At 35.5% G+C, this 22,716-nt stretch carries 17 protein-coding genes; 9 read left to right on the top strand and 8 right to left on the bottom strand.

Going from position 1 to position 22,716, the window contains the following annotated elements:
* Position 1 precedes the first annotated feature (1 nt).
* Complete coding sequence (locus tag ACKPCA_RS08480) at positions 2-244, bottom strand: putative signal transducing protein (RefSeq protein ID WP_321282434.1); 243 nt, start codon at positions 242-244, stop codon at positions 2-4.
* A 304-nt stretch (positions 245-548) separates the two neighbouring features.
* Between ACKPCA_RS08480 and ACKPCA_RS08475 the strand changes: the two genes are divergently transcribed.
* From ACKPCA_RS08475 to ACKPCA_RS08465, 3 genes are all read left to right on the top strand, one after another.
* Positions 549-1,022, top strand: coding sequence for a hypothetical protein (locus ACKPCA_RS08475; RefSeq protein WP_054720616.1), 474 nt, complete (start codon positions 549-551; stop codon positions 1,020-1,022).
* Between the two features lie 1,010 nt (positions 1,023-2,032).
* A complete protein-coding gene (locus ACKPCA_RS08470; protein WP_321282432.1) occupies positions 2,033-2,212 on the top strand; it encodes a hypothetical protein in 180 nt (59 codons plus the stop codon).
* 222 nt (positions 2,213-2,434) lie between these two features.
* Positions 2,435-2,755: a hypothetical protein gene (locus ACKPCA_RS08465; RefSeq protein WP_321282430.1), complete on the top strand. Its 321-nt coding sequence runs from the start codon at positions 2,435-2,437 to the stop codon at positions 2,753-2,755.
* 119 nt (positions 2,756-2,874) lie between these two features.
* Here ACKPCA_RS08465 and ACKPCA_RS08460 read toward each other — a convergent pair whose 3' ends face one another.
* Positions 2,875-6,213, bottom strand: a complete 3,339-nt coding sequence (locus ACKPCA_RS08460) for a hypothetical protein (protein ID WP_321282429.1) — start codon at positions 6,211-6,213, stop codon at positions 2,875-2,877.
* Between the two features lie 51 nt (positions 6,214-6,264).
* Positions 6,265-6,918, bottom strand: coding sequence for a type VI-B CRISPR accessory protein Csx27 (gene csx27, locus ACKPCA_RS08455; protein ID WP_321282427.1), 654 nt, complete (start codon positions 6,916-6,918; stop codon positions 6,265-6,267).
* Between the two features lie 305 nt (positions 6,919-7,223).
* Here csx27 and ACKPCA_RS08450 point away from each other — a divergent pair, with 305 nt between their 5' ends.
* Positions 7,224-7,421, top strand: a complete 198-nt coding sequence (locus ACKPCA_RS08450) for a YwbE family protein (protein ID WP_321282426.1) — start codon at positions 7,224-7,226, stop codon at positions 7,419-7,421.
* A 344-nt stretch (positions 7,422-7,765) separates the two neighbouring features.
* On the opposite strand, the gene ACKPCA_RS08445 is transcribed toward ACKPCA_RS08450, so the two are convergent.
* The 5 genes from ACKPCA_RS08445 to ACKPCA_RS08425 all read right to left on the bottom strand — a co-directional run bounded on the left by ACKPCA_RS08445 (position 7,766) and on the right by ACKPCA_RS08425 (position 15,865).
* Positions 7,766-12,238 carry a hypothetical protein gene (locus tag ACKPCA_RS08445; RefSeq protein WP_321282424.1) on the bottom strand — a complete coding sequence of 1,491 codons (4,473 nt, stop codon included), beginning with the start codon at positions 12,236-12,238 and terminating at the stop codon, positions 7,766-7,768.
* A gap of 121 nt (positions 12,239-12,359) precedes the next feature.
* A complete protein-coding gene (gene prmA, locus ACKPCA_RS08440) occupies positions 12,360-13,202 on the bottom strand; it encodes a 50S ribosomal protein L11 methyltransferase (protein ID WP_054720741.1) in 843 nt (280 codons plus the stop codon).
* A gap of 102 nt (positions 13,203-13,304) precedes the next feature.
* Entirely contained in the window at positions 13,305-14,060 is a 756-nt protein-coding gene (gene tpiA / locus ACKPCA_RS08435; protein ID WP_054720743.1) for a triose-phosphate isomerase, read from the bottom strand.
* Positions 14,061-14,068: 8 nt separating this feature from the next.
* A complete protein-coding gene (locus tag ACKPCA_RS08430; protein ID WP_321282421.1) occupies positions 14,069-15,307 on the bottom strand; it encodes a BT_3928 family protein in 1,239 nt (412 codons plus the stop codon).
* 15 nt (positions 15,308-15,322) lie between these two features.
* Positions 15,323-15,865, bottom strand: coding sequence for a DUF1599 domain-containing protein (locus ACKPCA_RS08425; protein WP_054720629.1), 543 nt, complete (start codon positions 15,863-15,865; stop codon positions 15,323-15,325).
* A 140-nt stretch (positions 15,866-16,005) separates the two neighbouring features.
* On the opposite strand from ACKPCA_RS08425, the gene folP reads away from it, so the two are divergent.
* From folP to ACKPCA_RS08400, 5 genes are all read left to right on the top strand, one after another.
* Entirely contained in the window at positions 16,006-16,839 is an 834-nt protein-coding gene (folP, locus tag ACKPCA_RS08420) for a dihydropteroate synthase (RefSeq protein WP_054720631.1), read from the top strand.
* Between the two features lie 53 nt (positions 16,840-16,892).
* Positions 16,893-17,684, top strand: coding sequence for a diadenylate cyclase CdaA (cdaA, locus tag ACKPCA_RS08415; RefSeq protein ID WP_054720633.1), 792 nt, complete (start codon positions 16,893-16,895; stop codon positions 17,682-17,684).
* Positions 17,685-17,750: 66 nt separating this feature from the next.
* Positions 17,751-18,605: a TIGR01777 family oxidoreductase gene (locus tag ACKPCA_RS08410; RefSeq protein ID WP_321282419.1), complete on the top strand. Its 855-nt coding sequence runs from the start codon at positions 17,751-17,753 to the stop codon at positions 18,603-18,605.
* Positions 18,606-18,822: 217 nt separating this feature from the next.
* Positions 18,823-21,264, top strand: coding sequence for a response regulator (locus ACKPCA_RS08405; protein WP_321282418.1), 2,442 nt, complete (start codon positions 18,823-18,825; stop codon positions 21,262-21,264).
* A gap of 36 nt (positions 21,265-21,300) precedes the next feature.
* Positions 21,301-22,689: a sigma-54-dependent transcriptional regulator gene (locus ACKPCA_RS08400; RefSeq protein WP_054720639.1), complete on the top strand. Its 1,389-nt coding sequence runs from the start codon at positions 21,301-21,303 to the stop codon at positions 22,687-22,689.
* The last annotated feature ends 27 nt before the right edge of the window (positions 22,690-22,716 follow it).

Genomic DNA, 22,716 nt, shown 5'->3' with positions numbered 1-22,716 from the left:
TCTACTCGGTTTTGTTTGCAAGAAACTCCTCGATAATGGGTTTGGCTGTTTCCAGATCACCACTCGAAATGCAAAGCTTTACTGCACCAGCAGTACCTCCAGAATGGTGAGGAGCAATGATTCCTGTATAACCATCCTTAATAAAGCTATTGATTTTATGATCTTCCAAAATTGTCTTTAGCATTTCAACTTCCCATGAAAGACCTGTGTATACTTCTATCAATGTGTTTTCTGTATTGCTCATATATGTTTCATTTTTTATGTGGTCATATAAAGATAGTTTTATTGAAGGAAAATGCAAATGAATTGAACGTAAAGCATAGATAATTTGAGAGGGTATAGGTAGTTCATGTTTTCAAGTGTTTTAAAATATGGGTTTGTAGATAAGTTATTTGTGTTTTTTAAACTAATCGATATAAAATCAAGTGTTAATTAATGTTAAAAATAATGAAGCACATAATATTTGTCAAGTGTTTAGAGTTTATGTTTTGTAAGTTTATTGGTGGTAATCGATTGATGTAACTTAACTAATCAAAAAGAAAACAAAAATGGAAAACAAAGTTTCATTCGTGTTAAGCGAAGAAGAAAACACACAAATAATGGATGCATTAAATGTGTTGACTTCAGTTTTAGAACCTAAACTGACTCATTTATCGGCTACTGATAAAAAGGAGCTGCCGAAAATGGGTGATAAAACAGTAGCCTTTGTTGAAAAATCATTGGAGTATGCAGAACAGTATCCCAATTACATTCCAAGTTTTATTGATATCGACGAGGCTAAAATTGATTTGCAAAGTGTAAGAAAATTACGCCAACTGTTCCTGCCCCTGGAAAGAATTACCAATGGAGTTGATTCTACCATAACATTGGCAGGTAGCGAGGCGTTTAGTTCCTCTCTTTCTATTTATAAAGTGCTTAAAAATGCTGCGGTAATGGGACAATCCGGAGCAAGCGAAGCTGCTGCTGATTTGGGAAGTCGTTTTCCTGGTAAAAAGAAAACGAATGCCGAAACAGCAGAATAAGTAGATTTAATAATCCTTTTCGATTACCACAACTTTACGAACCCGGACCTTATGGTTCGGGTTTATTCGTTAATAAAGAGTTGTTATTCTGGTTTTGGAGCCAATGCCAACTGAACAGATAATTTTCCTATTCAAAGAAGGAAACATCCTTGTTTGAGAGGGATTCATCCTTCCTGAACAAGGCATGATGCTATAAAAGGAGGCAAGTGTGCTGGTTATTTTTGGGAACATGCTTCTCTGTCAAGCAAACTTCCTTTTCCAATAAGCAAACTTGTCTTTTTGAGATGCAGTAATGCCTATTTTGTAAGCATATCTCCCTGTTCTTCTTTCAGGCTTGCTATAAAAAGAAGGAATATGGCATTATCAATAGGCAATTTTTCCTGTACAACAAGCATTATCGCAATTTGAAATGGCATGTTTGCCTGTTTTAGAATGATGCTGCTTGTTTGGTTTTGGATAGATGCATGACACTGCCTTGGATATAGGGTTTAACAATAGAAATGCTAGGGTAGAGACGGCATTCATGCCGTCTTTACGATTTCCACCTATAAATGGTGTGTTTGGCTCTCAAAAAGAAACTTACTACACCACAATTAGCAAGAATAATGAGATCGTATTTGGTGTTAATAGCTCTCAAAAGGGAGCTTTCTAAACCATGTTTGTCAAAATGCTCCAGAGTTCTTCAGGTGTTTTTAGTTCTCAAAATGAAACTTACTACACCTGACCCTACTAATATTGCTAGAACTAATGTGGTGTTAATAGCTCTCAAAAAGAAACATATCACACCATTTTCGATGAGTTCCCAAAAACCATTGAAGGTGTTAATAGTTCTCAAAAAGAAACCTGCTACACCAAATGAATTGATCAATTATGGTTTTAATAAGGTGTTAATTGCTCTCAAAAAGAAGCCTATCACACCCACTCGAACCGCCTTAATTCCCTTTTTATAGGTGTTAATTGCTCTCAAAAAGAAGCCTATCACACCTTTTCCCTGATATATTTGGCGACCAGTGGCGGTGTTAATTGCTCTCAAAAAGAAGCATATCACACCTGATCACGAAAAGTTAACAGCAGGCAATGTAGGTGTTAATAGTTCTCAAAAAGAAACTTACTACACCATTGAACCCAAAGGAACGGCACGAGTGAAAGGTGTTTATAGCTTTCAAGAAGAAGCCTACTACACCTATTAATGCAGGTAGTGGTACTTTTAGTGGGGTGTTTCTAGCTCTCAAAAAGAAGCATATCACACCCATAGTAAGGAGGTAAATCATGAAAGGATGGTGTTAATAGTTTTCAAAAAGAAACTTACTACACCGGAGCTACTGAAAAAGCCAACCATCTCTCTGGTGTTAATAGTTTTCAAAAAGAAATATATCACACCTTAAAAGATCTTAAATAATGACACAAATCAGGTGTTAATAGTTCTCAAAAAGAAACCTGCTACACCAAATGAATTGATCAATTATGGTTTTAATAAGGTGTTAATAGTTTTCAAAAAGAAACCTATCACACCTCAAGAAAAATTAATTGGTTCAAAAAGAGTGGTGTTATTAGTTCTCAAAAAGAAACCTATCACACCAGTGGGTAAAGAAAACACGCGACGAACTTTGGTGTTATTAGTTCTCAAAAAGAAACCTATCACACCTGAGCAGATAAAATATCCTGTGACTTGGTTGGTGTTAATAGTTCTCAAAAAGAAACCTATCACACCAATAAAAAAGCCAACTCCATAAACATTGTTGGTGTTAATTGCTCTCAAAAAGAAGCCTATCACACCCGAAAGCAAAGCATCGGTAAAAGAAGGTGCGGTGTTAATTGCTCTCAAAAAGAAGCCTATCACACCGTAGCTTTTCTAAGAAGTTGCCTCAGAGGCCAAAGCCTCGTAATAGGCATCTTTTTTCTGGTATTTTTCGAGCATTTCATCTGTTATTTGTAGCATATTTTTAATTCTATCATCATTTAATTTTTCGTGGTAGCTAAAGTTCTCAGGAATTTTGGCATGCATGGCATGATTGCGTAGTGTGCACAATTCATTTTCATCGGCTTCTGGTAATTCTGCAGCTTTACAAACCTTCCTGAATGCCAAATATGCCTTTTTGTCTTTTTTCTTGCATTCTAACCTCAAACCTCCTTTATGCCCGTATGGCATGGCATCCACCACTTTTTTCTCCCATTGTAAAATAAAATCGGTACACATTAACGATTCATAGTAAACCCTGTCCATTTCCTGTTTTAGTAAGGAGTAATCGATTTGATAGTGTCCTTTTTTTTCTTCAATGCCTATTGCTGTCAATTGTTCCTTGCTTTGGTAACGTCGGAAGATTTGGCCAGCCAATTTCTCCAAAGGTTTGCCCGTTATCAGCATAAAATCGCCCAGTTGTTTGAATTTTACATTCACTTGGTAAGACTTTCCTTCGCTGGTTTTTCCTTCGTATACAGGAATTGTTGTGGTGTGCAGTTGATTCAGTTGGAAAGTGTCATCTGTCTTGTTTATTAAGAGTTCGTTAATCTCTTTCATAATGCCTGAACCTGAATTCTTCAAATAAACCTGGGCCATTTTCCAAACCAATGTATCTAAAGTTTTCAATTGGTTTACCTTGCCTACAATTTTATGCTGACAGGCTTTCCATTGTTTAATTTCTTGTTTTTCTGCATCGGTATACAAAGAGCTGAGGTAGTTTTCGAATTGGTAATTCTCTTCTATCAGTCCTTTGCTGTTATTGGCATCTTCTCTAAAATCGGAGAACAGGTGAGATACCTGAGGAAAGTTGAAAGCTTTCATAACCAAAACAGGATGCACCAATAATGGCAAGTGCTGCATCTGTGCCAAATTGTGCGCAATATTGGCTTCAGGAATTGGTGTCATTGGGGTTTTAATTCCAAGTTTATTCAGGCAAGCTTTTTTCACGTCTGGGTTCATGCTTGAAAAATCATCGCTCCACTTTTTAAGTTTGCCTATTGTGGCTTTTAAAACATCATGAAGTAGGCCATCTAAAGAAGTGTTGTCTTCAAGCATTGTATTCAAGTCGTTTGGCAAATGCGTACGAATATCGGTAAACAATTTTCGCCTTAGATCTTTTAAATAGGAAACTTTTAAAGCTGGTTTAGCCAATGTGTAGTGGTAGATACTCATGAGCTGATATTCGTTTTGTCGCAGAAACTTATATTCGTTGTTGTGCGGATATTTCCAGTCGAAATATTTGTAGCAACGAATCAGCTGAGTATTGATTTCCTTTTTGTTTAGCCTGACATCACCATTTGCAATACTTTCAAAATAAGTAAGCAATCTTTCAATTCTTTCACGAGCTTTTTGTGTAGCATGAGTTATGTTTTCCCTATCTAAAACCTCCTTGTCGCGCATCATTAACCTTAAATATCTTGGCATGGTTTTGTTGCACAACAATTTTAGACTCTCATAAGGAAGCTCCATTTGTTTTTGTCCTGCGGCTTGAATTTGGTTGATGTCTGTAATTATTCGTCCCAGAATATTCTCAATAGGCTTATCGTGTAAATGAGCAAAAATTAAATTGCGCATGGTAGTTTCTCCAATTCCAAATAAGCGATTGGGTTCATTTTTTAATCTCACCAACACTTGATTATCGCTTAGACTTAAACGATAGCCTTCAGGAATGCAATTGCTGTACGACTTTACTCTTTTAATTTGTGTTTTATCATTTTCACCGGATCTTACTTCTTCGGTTTCGAACTTTTCCATCAACCATTCCCATTCAGGAACAAGTTTGTGGTCTATCAAGTAATTTACAGCAAACTGCATGAATTGACTTTCCCTTCTTGGTTTTTGGTCTTTTTCGAAATAGAAGTTGTGATAGATAAGTTCGATGGCATCATCCTTAATCAACTGCAATAATTCGCTCTTGTCTTTGTAGCCAACTCTCTTGTTATTGCTTACTTTATCAATGATTTGCCATAGCTTACCTCTTGCTTTATCTCTAGCCTTTAGTTTAAAGGTGTAATACTCCTGCATTTCGTCTTCTTGTCCCAATCCGTTTATAAACTGGTCGAGCTTTTCAGGAAATTCATTTCTGAAATGTGAAAATGTTTCGAGGATGTTATAAATTTCTTTTTCACATTCTGGATTGCGAATTACATCTAATAGGAGTTTGTGTAGTGCGCTTACCCTAATTTCAAATTGGTACTCGCTGCCTGTATAATTAAACGCAACAGTGTTTTGAATGATATTACCATCTTTATTGCTCAATGTTCCAAATTCACAAAAGCTTAGCAATTCATGATGATATATGAATTCTATAATTTGTTCCGAATTTTTTACCTCTTCGCCATTCCAAAAGAGAGGGAATAGTTTGGTGTCAATCATTTCGACGGGTATATCGCGCAAATATGAAATCATTTTATAAAGCTGGCGAGCGTGAATAATTTCTGTTTGCGATTCCGAATTCAATTGAGAGAAGGCAGTATTCTCGATGCTGTAACGATTTTTGCTTGCACCATCGCGATGTGTGTAGTACCTGTAAAGCAAATGTTTCAGCTTAAATTCAGGTTTGTCATTTCTTTTACAACCAGTACGCTGTTGCATGAAACGTGAAATTTCGCCTCGTTTTAAAAAGAAACTTAAAAAGAAGTTTCTACCATCTTGCGAGATAAAACGTTTTCCATCGTGGTGATCAAATAAAGAATTAGATTTCCGTTTCTCTTTATACTTGTCTACTTCCTTAGGATATTCTTTTTGCAATTGGTCCAAAGCATAATCGTGCAGATAGTCTATCCAATTACAGAACTCTCTCTCGCATTCTAAATTTGAGTTTTCGTGCCAGTAGTGTGAATGGAAATTACGAATGTCAGATAACTTTTGAATCATCTGGTGTATCATTTTTTTGTCTTTCTCGCTTACATCAATATTTGTAGAGTTTTTGGCAAAAAGGTATCCTTTCCAAAGGTAATCTCGGAGCTTTAAATAATCTGCATCCGAAAGGGTGGGGGTAGCTTCTTCCGTTATGAACTTGTTTATGTATTTTGAATAATCATCGCTCTGGTTTTCGGATTGAGCATTTTTCATATAAGGAGCATATAATGACTTTAAAAAATCGCTAATCCACCAGTAAGCAATATTATAGAATACTGCATATTCAGGTGTTTTTGCTCCAGTGAACAAATCATCAATATTAATATCCTTCCTAATAGGTCTTCTTTTACGGTTGAATGTTCTTGTCATGTTGTTAAAGTATTATAGGATTTCGTTTTGAGTTATTTATTTTATTGCTTGCTATTCTTTGCTGGTATAAACCCAGAAAGTATGATATACAGTTTGCATGGCCATTTTTTTGCGTTGTTTCATCAATTTGGATGAAATAATTAGTGCAGCGAGAAAAGAAAAGATTAATGTCCAGTTCCAAAGCAGAGCTTTATTAAGTTCTGTAATGCCTAGTAAACTTAAAGCGAACAACACAATTTGAATGACTAATAGAGAAAGCCAGGTACCAGATGTATTTCTAAAGAATCCATATTGTGCCATTAGGGTTTTTATTTTGGAATCTTTTTCTTCCAGCTCTAAATAAGTATAAATGTTATCGTAGGCTTTTCCTGATTCTTTCTGGAGAATAACTCCTTCTTCGTTAATGAAACTTTTGCTCTTTAGTTTGTGAATTGATAATTCATTAATTTCTTTTGCCAATTCAGGATTAGATTTTAAATAGTCCATCCAAAAAGCATGTTTGTGAAAGTTTTCCCTTTCTACTTTTTGTCCTATTAAGCTGAAAAGATGTCCTAATAAATATGATATCACTAAAAAGGGAATGATGAACATTTCCTTCTGGTTAATAGTTGGATGAGGTATGCTTAAGCTGAAGTAAAGTACTCCAATGAATGTACCGCCAGGTAGAATGAATGATAAGAAATCATACAAAGTAAATCTTCCCATATTTTTTGTTTTAAGAATTATTCTGTTTGGTAAACACAAATGGAAAGTTAACTAAAAATATTTTTAATAGTCAGTTTGTTTAGCATATTTTGAGTGAAAGTGAAAATATTTTTCCGGATCCAAGGCATTGCTTTGGATTAGCATTTTGCTAAAAGTGTTCGTGGGGTAGAGACCGCATTAATGCGATCTTTACAGTTTGCATCAATTAATGGTACTCACACGAATATCAATTGCTACCAATATAATATGATAATCTCCCAAAATCGCATTACATTTGCAATAGGGACTATTAAAAAACCAAGATTATGAATGAAGGAAATAAAAGGGAGAATGTAAAACCTGGTTTAAAGGTTAAAATTGTTTTGAAAGAAGATCAGCGAAGTGGAAAATTAACAGAAGGCATTGTGAAAGATTTGCTGACCAATTCGGCTGTGCATCCACATGGCATTAAGGTACGCTTGGAGAATGGGCAAGTGGGACGTGTGCAGGAAATTGTGAAATAGCCTAACCACAAATTTTGACCGTAAAGTCTAACCACTAAGGCCACTAAGGTTTTTCACAAAGAAATGCAAGGTGAAAATAAAACTTAACCACAAAGGATGCTCTAAGGTATTCACCAAGTTTCACGAAGGATAAAAAGATTTAGATTAATAATGATTGATCTTAGAGCCAGCATTTATGCTGGCTTTTTGCATTCCCAGAATCAATGAATTATAGATAGATCCAAGGCATTGCCTTGGATTTACTATGTTGATATCACAAATAATAACGCCACATTCTAATAGAGTGTGGCGTTTTATTCTTTGTGTTTCTTTGTGAAACCACTTCGTTTACCTTCGTGGTTAAATTACTTGAAATTCATGCGCTTCAAGAACTTCGTCTTTTTAGAGCGTTGAGTAATGATGTAGGAATAAGGATTCTTTTTCAATGGATCTTTAAACTCACGTTTGTCTTCTTTGGTTTCGGTAACAATGGTGTTGAACTCATCATTCGAAGATCGCACAAACATTACCCCATGATGGTATTCGAAGAAATACCAGGTTGATTTATCGATTTCAAGATAAATGGTAAGTTTATTACCACTTCGTTTTTTGTCGAGCTCAACCTTTCCTTTTACACTCTTGTTAATTTGCTTGCCGTTGATGTTTCCAATTCCAATATCACCAATCGATTGGTAGGCTTTGGTTTCCTTGTCCCAAATAAAATCGAGGTTGTTGAAGTAAATGGTATGCTTCAATTCCTTAGGTAATTCTTTGTATAAGCCATTGGCATCGCGTGTAAACATTGCTTTTTCGGCTTTGGCTTTGCCCATGATTTCGGCAATTTTTTTGGTGTAATTCTGTTTGTTGAGTTTGCTGATTGGTAAACTCGCTTTTGCAAAATCATTTTCCATGATTTTCATGGCCTGATCGTTCATAAAGAAATCAACACCATAAATAAGATCCAGGGTAACGATATCGCTACTTAAATCGTGCTCGATATTACCCGAAGCCATTTGCTTAATTTGCCCCAATTCAGCACCCAGATCTACTTTGCCTTCTCCTTTGATATTGCAGTTGTTCTGATAGAATGAAATCATGCTACCTTGTACATTCGGATCTCTTAGCTTGTCTTTTTCTGCAATTTGGTAGGCCTGTAGCTTTTCGTTGTAGGTAAGATATCCCTTGGCATCAAGCAAAACATTATCGGTATAGAAAATTCTTCGCGACAGGAATGACGAATAGATGTGAATCGAATCGTTGGTCAGGAAGAATGAGTTGTACAGTTTTAGCCTGTCATCGTCTATTGCATGAAGATCGACAGGAATCAATATCTCATTTGGATCGATTTTCGATTTAAAATTCAACCAATTGTCTTCAATCTGTCCGCACTTGTTGTGTATGTGTGCCTGACCATCGAAGAACAGGGCAGAATCTCTGGCTTCCAGCTTCACTTTCCCTTTGTAATCAAAATAAGGACTTAGGGTAAAAGCTTTTTCTTCCGGGATATTTCCCAAGGCAATGGTCTGGCCCGTAGAGTCCACATCAATTACATCGAAAGTGAGCAATTGTTCTTTGTTATCCGCAGTTTTGTAGGTGTACGAACCTGATCCTGAATAGGAGTTTTTACCGTGTACATTAATGGTGGCATCGTAAATTCTGTGGAATTGGTTGATGGTATCGGCAATTACTTCTGCATTTCTGAAAGTTTCCATTCTACCGCCTTTTGCAATGTCCACATTCCCGCTATCCGGATAAAGTTTGGCATCGGCAACGTTTATGCTTTTTACGAACTTGGCCGAAATGGTATTGTCCATGGCATCGTACCTGGCAAGTGGAGTTACAAAGCTCAGCGAATCTTGTTTCGGATCGATGGAAACAAATGTATTGAGTGATTTTTCATCCAAATCACCAATTTTGCCTCCTTGCCAAAGTGCTGCAAGAGTAGTTTCATCTTCTTTTCCAAAATCGATAATTTGCTCGTCCATATACCATTTAAAACTGTTGATATAGCTTAAGTATCGATTATCGGGGAAGATACTTTTTTTGTCGGCTTTGGTGTTGTCAAAAGCTCCTGTTCGACTTACAAAATCGATGTTTGCATTTACCGATTCGGTTTCGAAAGAATATCCGGTTGAATCGGCATTTAAGATTTTAAAACTTGCCGAATCAGCCAAAATATTATTCCGATTGTAGGTGAAATAATCCGATTCAATTTCGGCATTTACCAGCTCCATATTTCCCATACCGGTGATGCCGTTTGGTGTAATTTTAAGCGTTCCCGATAAGGTTGCCAATTTTTGGTACATGTCGAGCGGCAAGGCGCTACTTTTCACATACATTTCATCTTTGTAAGGAAACCACTGAACGTATATCTGCTTCCCGTTTATTTCCGGGTTGTTCATTTTGGTATCGTGCTCCTTCAGTTCGAAACTCTTGGCATTGGTATGCATTTCTTCAGGTCTGAAGATAAAATCATTCGATTTGGTTTCGGATACCAAATAGTTTACCGTGCCGCTCCCTCTTAAACCTTGATTCGAAAGGAAGACCGTATCGGTAAAAACACCTTTGTTGTAGGCCGAAAATCCTTTTTCAGGCGTAATGTGTTCAAAACCCAGCGAGTTGTCTTCCCGAATGGTTAAAGGTTCTCTAAAAGTCGGGAAAATGCTATCGGAAACAAAGGTTCCCGCGAATTCAATATCAGAACGATCAAAATTGTTGATGTTTGTAATGGTGTAAGGATCCACCTTAAAGTAGAATTCATCCCGTTTGTAAACACCATCCTGAATGTGTGGTTTGTCGTAATAAACGTAACTGGAATCAACACTATTGAAAATCGGGTAGTCAGCAAAATTTTTGTTTCCTGATTTGTTGTTCGGATCGTCAATCAGTAGATCTCCGGATATGTTCTCCACTACACTCCCCAGCAAATTGGTGTATCGCTTCCCAAACTTACTTAAGGAATCGACTACCACATTCATTTGCAGTGAATCGATGGATTTTAGGTCAATCTTAAAGTTATCGTAGGAAAAATCGAAACCTTCACCATGAAGATCGATCAATCCTGCCATTAATTTGCCATCGAATTCAAAGTCACGATTCTTTTTCAGTACAATTCGGCGATGCTTCGGGAAAATCACCACGTTCTGCGAATCACTCACCGCAATTTGTCGCACGCCATTAATCTGTAGGTTCGAACTACCAATAAAATAAATGGCATCCGATTCTTTGTCCCCGGTTTGTGTGGCAAACTGAATCACATCATAATCCTGGCGTCCCATTCCACTCCTAATGTAGTCGTCCAGTCTTTTTTGCAGGCTCACTTCATCGGTACTCATGTTGTAGCTCACAAAGCCCTGGAACGATAAGGAAAAGAGTTGTTGTCGAACCTGGTTTAAAGGTTTTTTAATGTAATTGGCATATTCTTCAGCGGTGAAAGTTTCTGCATACATATAGTCAGCAAACTTTCTAAGCAGCACCAGAGGGTTTTGTTCATCCATTCCCTGTATTTTCATGAATCGGTTCATGCGAAAATAGTTAGTGGACTCGAAGTGTGCCTGACGTTTGGTAGCACCTTTCATGCTGGTAAAATGCATCATGTTTTCATCCAAGCGCCAAACCAGCAAACCAAAATCCATAATCAGGTTGTGGTAGTTGTTGAAATATGGACTTTTTGAAATGCCCTCTCGATCGCGGAACAGGTTTAATTCTTTCTTTTCTGGAAAATATTTAAACAATAAACCAGGATGATAGATTCTGCATGTATCAATTAAGATCTCGATTTTGGTATCCTTACCAGCAATTTGATTGTTTTGGAATGCAAAGTGTTCCGATTGAGCCACAAGGAATAGGGTGTCGTTTCTCGAGATTTGAATCTCAGAAGGGTGTTCAGAACTTCCTTTCCCGATAAATTTTGCTCCATGAATTGCAACTCCTCCTTTGTAGTTTACGTGTTCGTATATCTCGTCGATTTTAATTTCATGTTCGAAGGATTCAAATCGAGGATAAAGGGCTCCTTTCGGATCTTTGGTTTTGATTGCCTTCTCAATCAAACTCCCGTTAAGCGCATGGTCTGATAAATCAGGATTGAAATATTGAACTGTATCGATGGCAAATGTTGATTTTGAAGCATCGATATGGTAGGAATCGAAGATTGCGTATTCTGTATTGATGTCTTTACCGGCTCGTTCCCAACTAATTTTCCCTTTGCTTCCTTTCCAGATCTTTTCGAATGGGAAATAGGTTCCTTGGGTGTTGTAAATCGTTGAAGTATCTCTTTGTGCGATACAAAGCAAATCGGCTTTATCGAATTCAATACTTAATTTTTCATCAAATATGTATTTGAACTGAGCATTTTTTGCTTTCCACTCTACTGCATACGATTTGTTAATGATGCTGTCATTCAGCAGGTGTTGAGTTTGGATAAGAAAATCTTTGCTTTTGCTCAGTTTTACTTTTTTATTGCTTACATGTTGTAAAAAACCAGAATGCCAGTTGACGAAGTCACTTGCACTTCGGTTCTGCTGTTGAAACAGCATTAAAGTTTGAAAATAGTTGTAAAAGTCAGGAAAAGATCTTGCTCTTTTTTGTAAGAGAATATCACTAATTTGATAAATTTTTTGTCTTTCGACTGGTGTTAAATTAGGCGAGAACCAAAATGTTGGGAACTGCTCGGCAAATGCCTTACTTTCCTTTTTTTTACTTGGGTTATCCATAAATTTCAGGAACTCTTCCTGGAATTGAATGGAATCGTGAGGAAATGATTTTATAGACTGTCCAAATAAGTTGAACGAACAAAAAAAAGCAGTTATAAGTAGTAGAGAACGAAGATTTATAGTCATAGGTTTTTGTTTTTGCCAATCAGGAATTGTAATAAGGCAATTTAACAAATTTCTGGGAACAAATAATCAAACTCCAAATCCCAAAAACCAAATAGAATTTGAAGTTTGGAGCTTGGATTTTTTATGCTTGGGATTTGATATATTTCACCGCCACCCAATTCTTATCTACTTTGTGGCTAATGTATTTCAATCCATTGTTTTCAGCTTCGGCTTGAATGTGTGGCAAATCTTCAGTATAAAAACCACTCATAATCAACTCACCGTTTTCAGGCAAACAAGCTACGTAATGTTTCATGTCGTTCACCAAAATGTTTCGGTTGATGTTTGCTAACACCACATCGTAGGTTTTGCCTTCCAACAGAGCTGCATCACCTAGGAATACAGAAATGTTTTTGGCTTTGTTGTTCTTGATGTTTTCCAACGAGTTTTTGTATGGCCACTCATCAATGTCTATGGCATCAACTCTTACGGCATTTCTTTTCGATGCTAAAATGGCCAATAAGCTGGTTCCACATCCCATATCCAACACTCTTTTGCCTTCAATTTCTGTTTCCAGGATGGTCTGTACCATTAGTGAAGTTGTAGAGTGGTGACCAGTACCAAATGACATTTTAGGATCAATTACAATATCATATGGAACCTTAGGTGTATCGGTATGAAATGATGCACGAATAACAACCTGATCGGAGATGATTACCGGTTGAAAATTCGATTCCCAAACAGCATTCCAATCTTGCGATTCAATAACTTCATGCGAATAAGAGATGCTATGATTGGGAAGAAGGTTTACCGTTAATTCTTCCACTCTTTGCATGTCGAATAGAGGTGCCTGTATAAAAGCTTCAACCGTATCGTCGGTTTGTGTAAAGCTTTCGAAATCAATTTCTCCCAATTCTGCAATCAGAATGTCTGCAATGTCTTCGTCAAAGGGAGTTATCTGGCATTTTAGTTCTATATAGTCCATCTGTTTTATTAGTTTATTTGTTGTTGCAAGGTATGCTTTAAGTGTAGAAAAAACAAAAGCCGACACTCTTTGTATCGGCCTTTATTTTATATTATTCTGTTCTTAGAATGCAGTAATAATTCCCATGAAGTCTTCTGCGTTAAGAGAAGCACCACCAATTAAACCACCATCTACATCTTCATTTTCGAACAATTCCTTTGCATTAGAAGGCTTACAGCTACCACCGTAAAGAATAGAAGTGTTGTTTGCAACTTCTTCACCGTATTGTTCTACCAAAGTTTTGCGGATGAAAGCGTGCATTTCCTGAGCTTGATCAGAAGAAGCAGTTACACCTGTACCAATTGCCCAAACTGGTTCGTATGCCAATACAACTTTTCCGAATTCTTCAGCTGACAAGTGGAATAAACCTTCAGCGATTTGGCTCTTTACAACCTCGAAGTGCTTTTCAGCTTCGCGTTCTTCCAAAACCTCACCAATACAGAAAATTGGAGCTAGACCATTTTCAAGAGTTAGGTTTACTTTTTTCACCAAAATCTCATTGGTTTCACCGTAATATGTTCTTCTTTCCGAGTGACCAAGGATTACATATTTGCTACCAGTTGATTTGATCATAGAAGCTGAGATTTCACCAGTGTAAGCACCGCTTTTTTCGTCGGCACAGTTTTGTGCAGCAACAGCGATTTTTTCACTTACAACTTTATTCACTTCAGTAAGGTGAATAAAAGGAGTACCGATAACAACATCTACATCATTGATCTCTGTGTTTTCTACTAGATCATTGATTTGTCCAGCCAACTCAATACCTTCCTCAAGAGTATTGTTCATTTTCCAGTTTCCTGCAACAATTTTTCTTCTCATAATTGTAATCATTTTCTTGCTTTTGATTTTCTGCCAACTAATAAGAACAAGCAGATTAGCAACAGCAAAGTTGAAGTAATACTAATAAATACTAGTTTGATATTTAATTTTTGATGTTTCGTAATTGAATGTGCTGCCAAGTCACCTTTAAGTTCGTTAACAGCAGGGAAATCATTGTAATGCCATTTGTCCAGAATGGTTCCGTTTTTAATCAGAATTAATCCCGGATTTGATCTTACAATTGTTTTCAACTGAATTTCATCAGTATTGTAAAATTCAATTGGCAATTCATGACTTGTTTTAAATTCTGCACATTCCTGTGTGCCTGATGCAGTTAATGCAATGAAGGAGTAGCCTTTTTCCAAAGCTAACATCGCCAGCTCCTTTATTTTAGGAAGACTTTTTTCATTCAGCTTATCAATTTCTTTCGATACCAAAATGAAGGTGTAATTCTCATCATGCAATACCTGATCGGTAATATCTCCTTCAGTATCATTTGAAATCGAGAAATCGTGAATTGGAGGCGTGTAACCTTCCTTAATTTTGATCTGTTCCGAGTCAACAAACACCCAAGTGCTATCTTGCCAAGGATAATTGGTTTCATCAAACTCTTTCACAACACCATCTTTTTCATATTTCAGAATGCTCTGGTATTCGTCGGCAGGAGCTCCATCAGGTATAATCATACCATCACTGATGTTTGCACCAATGTGATAGGGTCTGAAATCAATAATTGGCAAATGTTTGTAGGAATAAAGTGAAATTCCGACTGAGAAAACAATCGAGAAAGCAACAAGTAAGTTTTGTTCCCATAAAGGATATGATTTCTCTTTTTGTTTTCTGCTAAAAAACAAAAGCAGTGTAAGAGCAAGAATAATTACATTCTTTCCAAAGGTTTCCCAGTTACTAAGAATTAAAGCATCACCAAAGCAACCACAATCTGTAACCGGGTTGGTTATTGCCAAAACCAAAGTTAGTGGTGTAAAAATGCCCATAAATATGATAGCACCCCAAGCAGAAAGTTGCTTTCTTGCATTGAAAACAAGAGCTAAACCAACGGCAAATTCCAATGTTGATAAAAGAATTGCCAAAGGGAATGCTAGCGAAGTAAGTGCATCCAATCCAAATGCAGTAAAATAATCGGTGAATTTATAGGTCGATCCCATTGGATCAACTGCTTTTACAAATCCGCTGAAAATGAAAATTAAGCCAACAATCAGACGGCTGAAAAATCGAATTAAACTCATTTGATTTTGGATTTATTAGGCGTTTTCAAATTCAATTTTAATCAGACCAAAAACCGAATAATTAATCATATCAAAATAATTGGCATCAATTCCTTCAGAAATAATGGTTTTTCCCTGATTGTCTTCAATTTGTTTTGTACGATTAATCTTCATTAAAATTAAATCGGTGAAAGAACTTACCCTCATACTTCTCCAAGCTTCATCGTAATCGTGGTTTTTGGCTTCCATTAACTCTTTTGCTTCCTTAAAGTATTTCTGATACAGTTCCAATGCTTTATCATGATCCATTTCTTCATCAGAAGTTCCTAGTTCCAACTGAATGATTCCCATGATTGCATAATTCACAATACCAATAAATTCTGAACGAATATCATCTTCTATTTTACTAGTTCCTTTTGTTTCAATGCTTCTAATACGCTGTGCCTTGATGTAGATTTGGTCAGTCATGGAACTTGGGCGAAGAATTCTCCAGGCTGTTCCATAGTCTTGCATTTTTTTTGTGAAGATATCCGTACAGATTTCAATAATATGATTGTACTGTTGGTCTGTGTTATTCATAGTTTATTTTAGAAATTTTCCCGTAAAAGTACTAAATAAGGCAAAGCCATGGTATTTTATTTTACTTTTGCTTGGGTATTTGATCACTCAAATTGCTTATGCAAAATTAAAAAACTAATTGTTTTAACAGCGATATTCCTATGATTAAGTGTGGTAATCATTCAATAAATTTTGAAACTCCTTTGGTAATGGGGATTCTAAATATTACTCCAGACTCATTTTATGATGGTGGAAGTTATACCAATGAGAAAACTATTTTAAACCGAGCAGAGAAGATTCTTTCGGAGGGTGCTGATATAATCGATATTGGAGCATTTTCTACACGACCAGGTGCTGAAGATGTTAGTGAAGCAGAAGAGTACAATAGAATGACTTTGGCTGTAAAGGCAATTAGAAATGAGTTCCCTCAGGCAATTCTATCTATTGATACTTTTAGGGCAAACATTGCAAAGAGCATTGTAAATGAATTTGGAGCTTGTTTAATCAATGATATCTCGGGAGGAACTATGGATGAGAATATGTTTGAAACCATTGGAGAACTTCAAGTTCCATACATCATGATGCATATTAAAGGAACCCCCCAAACAATGCAGAAGAATCCTTATTACAATGATTTAATTGGTGAGATTAAGACTTTTTTTGAGGAGAGAATTATGAAGCTTAATCATTATGGTGTAAAGGATGTGATTCTGGATCCTGGTTTTGGTTTTGGAAAAACATTGGAGCACAATTACGAAATTGTAGCACGATTAAATGATTTTTCTGATTTTAATTTGCCGATTTTAGCTGGTTTGTCAAGAAAATCTATGATTTACAAATACCTTGGAGGTACGCCTGATTCAAGCCTAAATGGAACTACTGCATTAAATATGATGTGTTTGGAGAATGGAGCAGATATTCTGCGTGTTCATGACGTGAAAGAGGCTGTAGAATGCGTAAAACTGCATAATATGATCAAATCACAATTGAAATAATAAATTTTCATATAAAATTGTAATTTTGTTAATAGACCGAATTTAAATATATAATGATCACTGCTTTTATCACTCTTGGACTTTTCGATATTCTGGATATTCTTTTGGTAGCATTTCTTTTGTATCAAGTTTACCTTCTGATTAGAGGAACAGTTGCCATCAATATTTTTGTGGGATTATTTCTATTCTACTTAACATGGATGTTCGTTCGTGCTCTTAATATGGAGTTGTTGAGTACCATTTTGGGGCAATTTATCGGAGTTGGTGTAATTGCTTTGATTATTGTTTTTCAGCCAGAAATAAGGAAGTTTTTACTCATTCTGGGTTCTAGGTACAATATTAATCAGAAGTTTAGTTTAGAGAATTGGTTTGGAAAAGACGAGGTTGGATTCGAAAAACAAGAAATTGCATCAATTGTTTCGGCATGTGAACACATGTCTAAATCGAAAACTGGAGCCTTAATTGTAATTGCAAAGAATTCCGATTTGCAGCCATATGCTGAAACAGGGAAGATTGTAAATTCAAGAGTTTCCGGAACCTTGTTGGAGTCAATATTCTTTAAAAATTCTCCTTTACATGATGGAGCAGTAATCATTGCCAATAATAGAATTCTTGCTGCTCGCTGTATTTTGCCGGTTACGGATAGTACTAATATTCCTGGAAGTTTGGGCTTACGACATCGTGCTGCCATTGGAATGAGCCAGGCAACAGATTCGCATGTGATAACAGTTTCTGAAGAAACGGGGAATATCTCTTACATTATGGGTGGAAATATTAAAGTACGAATTACTGGTGCCGATTTGAAGAAATTTTTAGCAGGAGATTACTCTGGATTTATCGTTTGAATTAATTCATCTAAATCCTGATGATTACCTGAACCATTTGGTAACAGAAAGAAAAATTCAAAGCAGATGAAAATTGCAATATCAGGAAGTAATGGATTGGTAGGTTCACATTTATGTGATTACTTACAAGCTGAACTTGGAGCCGAGATTTTAAAAATTACCAGGGAAAGATTGTATGGAGATGCAAAATCTTTGGCAACATTGCTTAACGGTGCAAATGTAATTATTCATCTTTCGGGAGCATCAATTCTTTCAAGGTGGACCAAAAGAAGAAAAAAAATACTTCGCGAAAGTCGTGTAGAAACGACTAAAAACCTATGTAAAGCAGTTGCTTTGCTTGAAAATAAGCCCAAACAATTTATTTGTACATCGGCTGCTGGAATATACAATTGCAGGGATCAGCATTCAGAGGAAAGTATAGCATATTCTTATGATTTTTTAGGTAGAATTTGCATTGAATGGGAACAGGCAGCAATGGAAATGCAAAAACTGGAAGTAGCAACGACAATATTTAGACTAGGAGTAGTTTTAAGTGAACAAGGAGGAATTGTTCAAAAATCATTGCCATTTTTCAAATTAGGCATTGGAGGTCGTTTGGGATCGGGCAAGCAAATGCTCCCATTTATCCATATTGATGATTTGATGAAGGCATATGGCTTTGTAATTAAAGCAAAATCTGAAGGAATTTACAATTTAGTTGCTCCGGAAAGTATCAATAATGGTGATTTCACGAAATTGATGGCAAAAACAGTAAAACGACCTGCATTTTGTCATGTACCAACATTCATTTTGAGGATATTACTTGGTGAGGCTTCTACTGTTCTGTTAAATGGGCAAACCGTTCTTCCGAATCGCCTGAAAAAAGAGGGATTTGAGTATAAATATTTAACACTTGATGAAGCTCTTCGTGCTCTTATTTAGAGTTTTAGTTTGAAAACTTGATAACCATTTTCGGATAGTTGACCAAGAATTTAGTACTTCTCAAGGAGTATTATGCATTGTTAATCACAATAGCATTGATTTTTAGACCTATTCGTTTTAATTTTGATTAAACAAGAATAATGGAATAAAAGAGAAACTCCCTATTTAGGGGATTTTTTTTCTATATATCGTTTTAGTTAAGATTAATCAGTAGCGTATGGGATTTAATTTTACTCCTGAAGTTTTGGTAGTGGATGATAGATTGGAGAATTTGGATCTAATTGGAGCTGTATTGGGAAAATTAGATGCAAAACTTGAGTTGATTCAATCGCCGTTGGATGCCATCCGAAAAATGGATGAGAAAGAATATGCCTTAATTCTTCTTGATATTCAAATGCCGCAAATGGATGGTTTTGCCTTAGCTGAAAAAATCCGATCCGGACAAAAGAATGCTACAACTCCTATCATTTATATTACTGCGTTTTATCTTGATAAAGAAAGTGAACAAAGAGGTTACGATTGTGGCTGTGTAGATTTCATCATGAAACCTTTTAACTCTACAATTCTAAAAAACAAGGTGAATATCTTTTTGGAGCTGTACAAAAGTAGAAAGCAGAAAGAGGAGCAAAATTTGAAGTTGAACCTTGCCTTAAGGGATAAAGAACTTTTTGAAAACAGGCTTAAAAATCTAGCGAGCAATTACCGAACTATTATAGAGGGGCAGAGTGAGTTGATTTTTAAAATTAATGATTCCTTAAAAATAGAGTTTGCCAATAAGGCATTTACTGATTTCTTTAATTATTCTTTAGATGGAGTTTCGGTGAATTCAGTTTCAGATATAAATAGTGAATTGTCTGATCAAATATCGGTAGCCATTAAGCAAATGAATGGTAAAAGCCAATCAATTATATTAGAAAAACCGATTAAAAATCACCAGAAGGAACAAAAATGGATAGAATGGACCGTTTTTAAGCAAATGGCATTTAATGAAATGTACTATCATATTGTTGGTAGAGATGTTTCAGATAAAAAACTCTTGAAGGATTCATTGATAAAGAAAGAATTGATGATCCGTAAAATTCAGAAACTTGCAAGAGTGGGAAGCTTTGAATGGGATTCTTATACAAAAATACTTCGAGGATCAACAGAATTTTATCGCATTTATGAGATCTCTGATAAGGAGATTGATAATGTATTGGAGTGCATTAAGGAGAAGTTTTACCCGGAAGATTTACTAGCATTTGATAATGTTCTTAATAGTAGTACAAAAGAAAATCAAAAACTTGAACTAAAGCATAGAATCATTACAAAGGATCAAAAGATAAGGCATATTCACCTTGAAATAAATGTGGAGTATAATTCGAAATTGGATGTACTCATTTATACCGGAGTGGCTTGGGATGTGACCGAAGATGTTGAAATGGAAACGACTCTTAAAAGTAGTCTAGGTTTTGAGAGAGAAGAGTATCATGATAGGGCCTTTGTTGAATTGAATGGAAATAATGAGATTGTTTTTGTAAATGATTTAGGGTGTAAGTTGCTGGAATGTAATGATCTGAAAAAAACAACAAGTTTAAGTTTCTTTAATTTTATTCCTCAGCTTTTTGTGGATAAAGTGGAAGATTTGTTGAATTTTAGAGCAAGAAAGAGAGAATTTGTTTTTGATGTTATTAATCTTCTATCTAAAAATGGGAATTTGAAAAAAGTAATATTAATTGCTTTTGCATATAATGAGCGAAGTACTCGTTTATTGATGAACGAATTACCTCAACCTAATGGTGAAGAAATTATAGAGAATAAATATCAATCTGTTATTTCAGATTTAAAAGTTCATGGAAAAGAGCTTGAGAGGAATGCAATTGAAATGCAGAATAAAATTGACCATGAACTATTGGTCAATGAGTATCAAAATCAATTGCTAACTCAAAAATCAGAGCTCGAATCTTTGGGAAAAATGACAAGCAGTGTGGTCAATGAAATCAATCAACCACTTTCTGGGATCTCGATGATTATAGATAACATTTTACTAAGATTGTCCAAAGATATCATTGACAAGAAATATATAGAAGAGAAGTGTCAACAGGTATTTAGAGATATTGATAGAATAAAAACTTACCTATCTCAAATTAGTATTTTCAACTCATCACAAAACGAAAGCTGTGATGCTTCGGTGAATGTAAATAATGTAGTTCAGGATGCTGTTAATTTAATGAAAAAGCAGTACAAAAACTCAAATGTTGATATTCAATTGAAAGCTGATCCTGATTCGCTTTATATATGTGGAAATAAGTATAAACTGCAGAAAGTTATTGTTGATATTCTGAATAATTCATACGAGTCAATCGGTGAAAAACTGAAAAGAAGTAATTCTAATGAGAGTATGGAAGATAAAATTCAGGTAAAGACAAAATTAGTAGGAAATGAGGTCGTTGTATCAATTAAAGATTTCGGAGAGGGAATAGATCCAAGGAATTTGAATTCCATTTTTGAGCCTTTTTATTCAACAAAGCAAGAAAAAACGAATTCAGGCTTGAGTTTGTATGTTAGCAAGAATATAGTACAAAAAATGAATGGAGAAATTAAAGTTCGAAGTAAGAAAAATCAGTACACAGAAATGAAATTAATTTTCCCATTTGAACAAATGATAGAGAAAAAATAGGTATATTTTAAGGAAAGTTAACACTATACAACCACTATGATTTCAGTAAGTGATCTAAGAATTTTGATTTTGGATGATGAACAACTGGTTCGTGACGAACTGAGTGAGTTCCTTATTGATCCAAATTTCCATATTTTCAAAGCCAGTACGCCTTCTGAAGCTTTTGAGATTATGGATCGTAATGAAGTTCATATTGCAATTGTTGATGTTAATTTGCCAGAAATGAGTGGATTGGATGTTCTTGAGAAGATAAAAAAAGAACATTCAGATATTGAAGTAATCATGATAAGTGGTTATAGTGAGATGGATTCGGTGATTCACTCAATGAGATTAGGAGCTTCCGATTTTTTCACAAAACCATTTCGATTGAGAGATGTTGAGCATTCAATTGAGCGAACAAAGAAATTTGTTAATCTGAACAAGAGTTTACAAGAAGTAAAACGAAACTATTCAATCATATCGAAAGAATTTTATGAGGCGATGGGCTACGAAATTGTTGGAGAAAGTCGCCACATGAAGAATCTTATAAATTTAATTGGGAAGGTTGCCAAAACAGAGAATACATCGGTTTTAATAACAGGAGAAAGTGGTACTGGTAAAGAATTGGTGGCTAGAGCAATTCATTATTTAAGCAGTAGAAAAGAAAATTGTTTCTATGCCGTAAATTGTAGTGCGATACCAGAAACCTTGTTCGAAAGTGAATTTTTTGGACATACCAAAGGTGCTTTTACAGGTGCTTCTGATACCAAAACAGGATGGTTTGAGGCTGCAAATAAGGGAACTCTCTTTTTAGATGAAATTGGTGATATGCAGTTAAATTTACAAACGAAGTTTCTGCGTGTTTTAGAAGATCGAAAGATTAGAAAGGTAGGTTCTAATATTGAAATTCCTTTCGATACAAGAATTATTGCTGCAACCAACCAAAATTTAGAAGAGCTAAGTACTGAAAAAGGATTTCGTTTAGATTTATATCACAGGATAAGTTCCTTTGTGATTCATCTGGAGCCGTTGCGAAAACGAAAGGAAGATATTCCTTTGCTATTGGATTATTTTGTGAAATATTTTAATAGGATAATGGCTAAAAACATAAATGAAGTAGACGAAGCGGTTGTAAGAAAGTTGTTGGCCTATGAATTTCCTGGAAATGTGAGAGAATTGAAAAATATGGTTGAACGAGCAGTAATTATTTGCGATACCAATAAATTGGGATTATCTCATTTTCAGTTAAACGAGGTTAAAGAAAACTATTCTGATCATTATCATTATCCTACCGAGGAGATTTTGGATTTGGAATTGGTGGAGAAGAATTGTATTCTCAAGGCTTTAGAGCGTTCAAACTATAATAAATCCAAAGCCGCAGACTTATTAAATATTACTTGGCAATCCTTAGATCGGCGAATCAAAAAGTACAAAATTGAAAAATGAAAATCTGGAATAATCCAGATTTTTTTT

Source organism: Marinifilum fragile (genome assembly GCF_963677365.1).
Classification (GTDB): domain Bacteria; phylum Bacteroidota; class Bacteroidia; order Bacteroidales; family Marinifilaceae; genus Marinifilum; species Marinifilum fragile.
The sequence above is the reverse complement of the archived record's forward strand: the minus strand, read 5'-3'. Positions and strand labels throughout refer to the sequence as shown.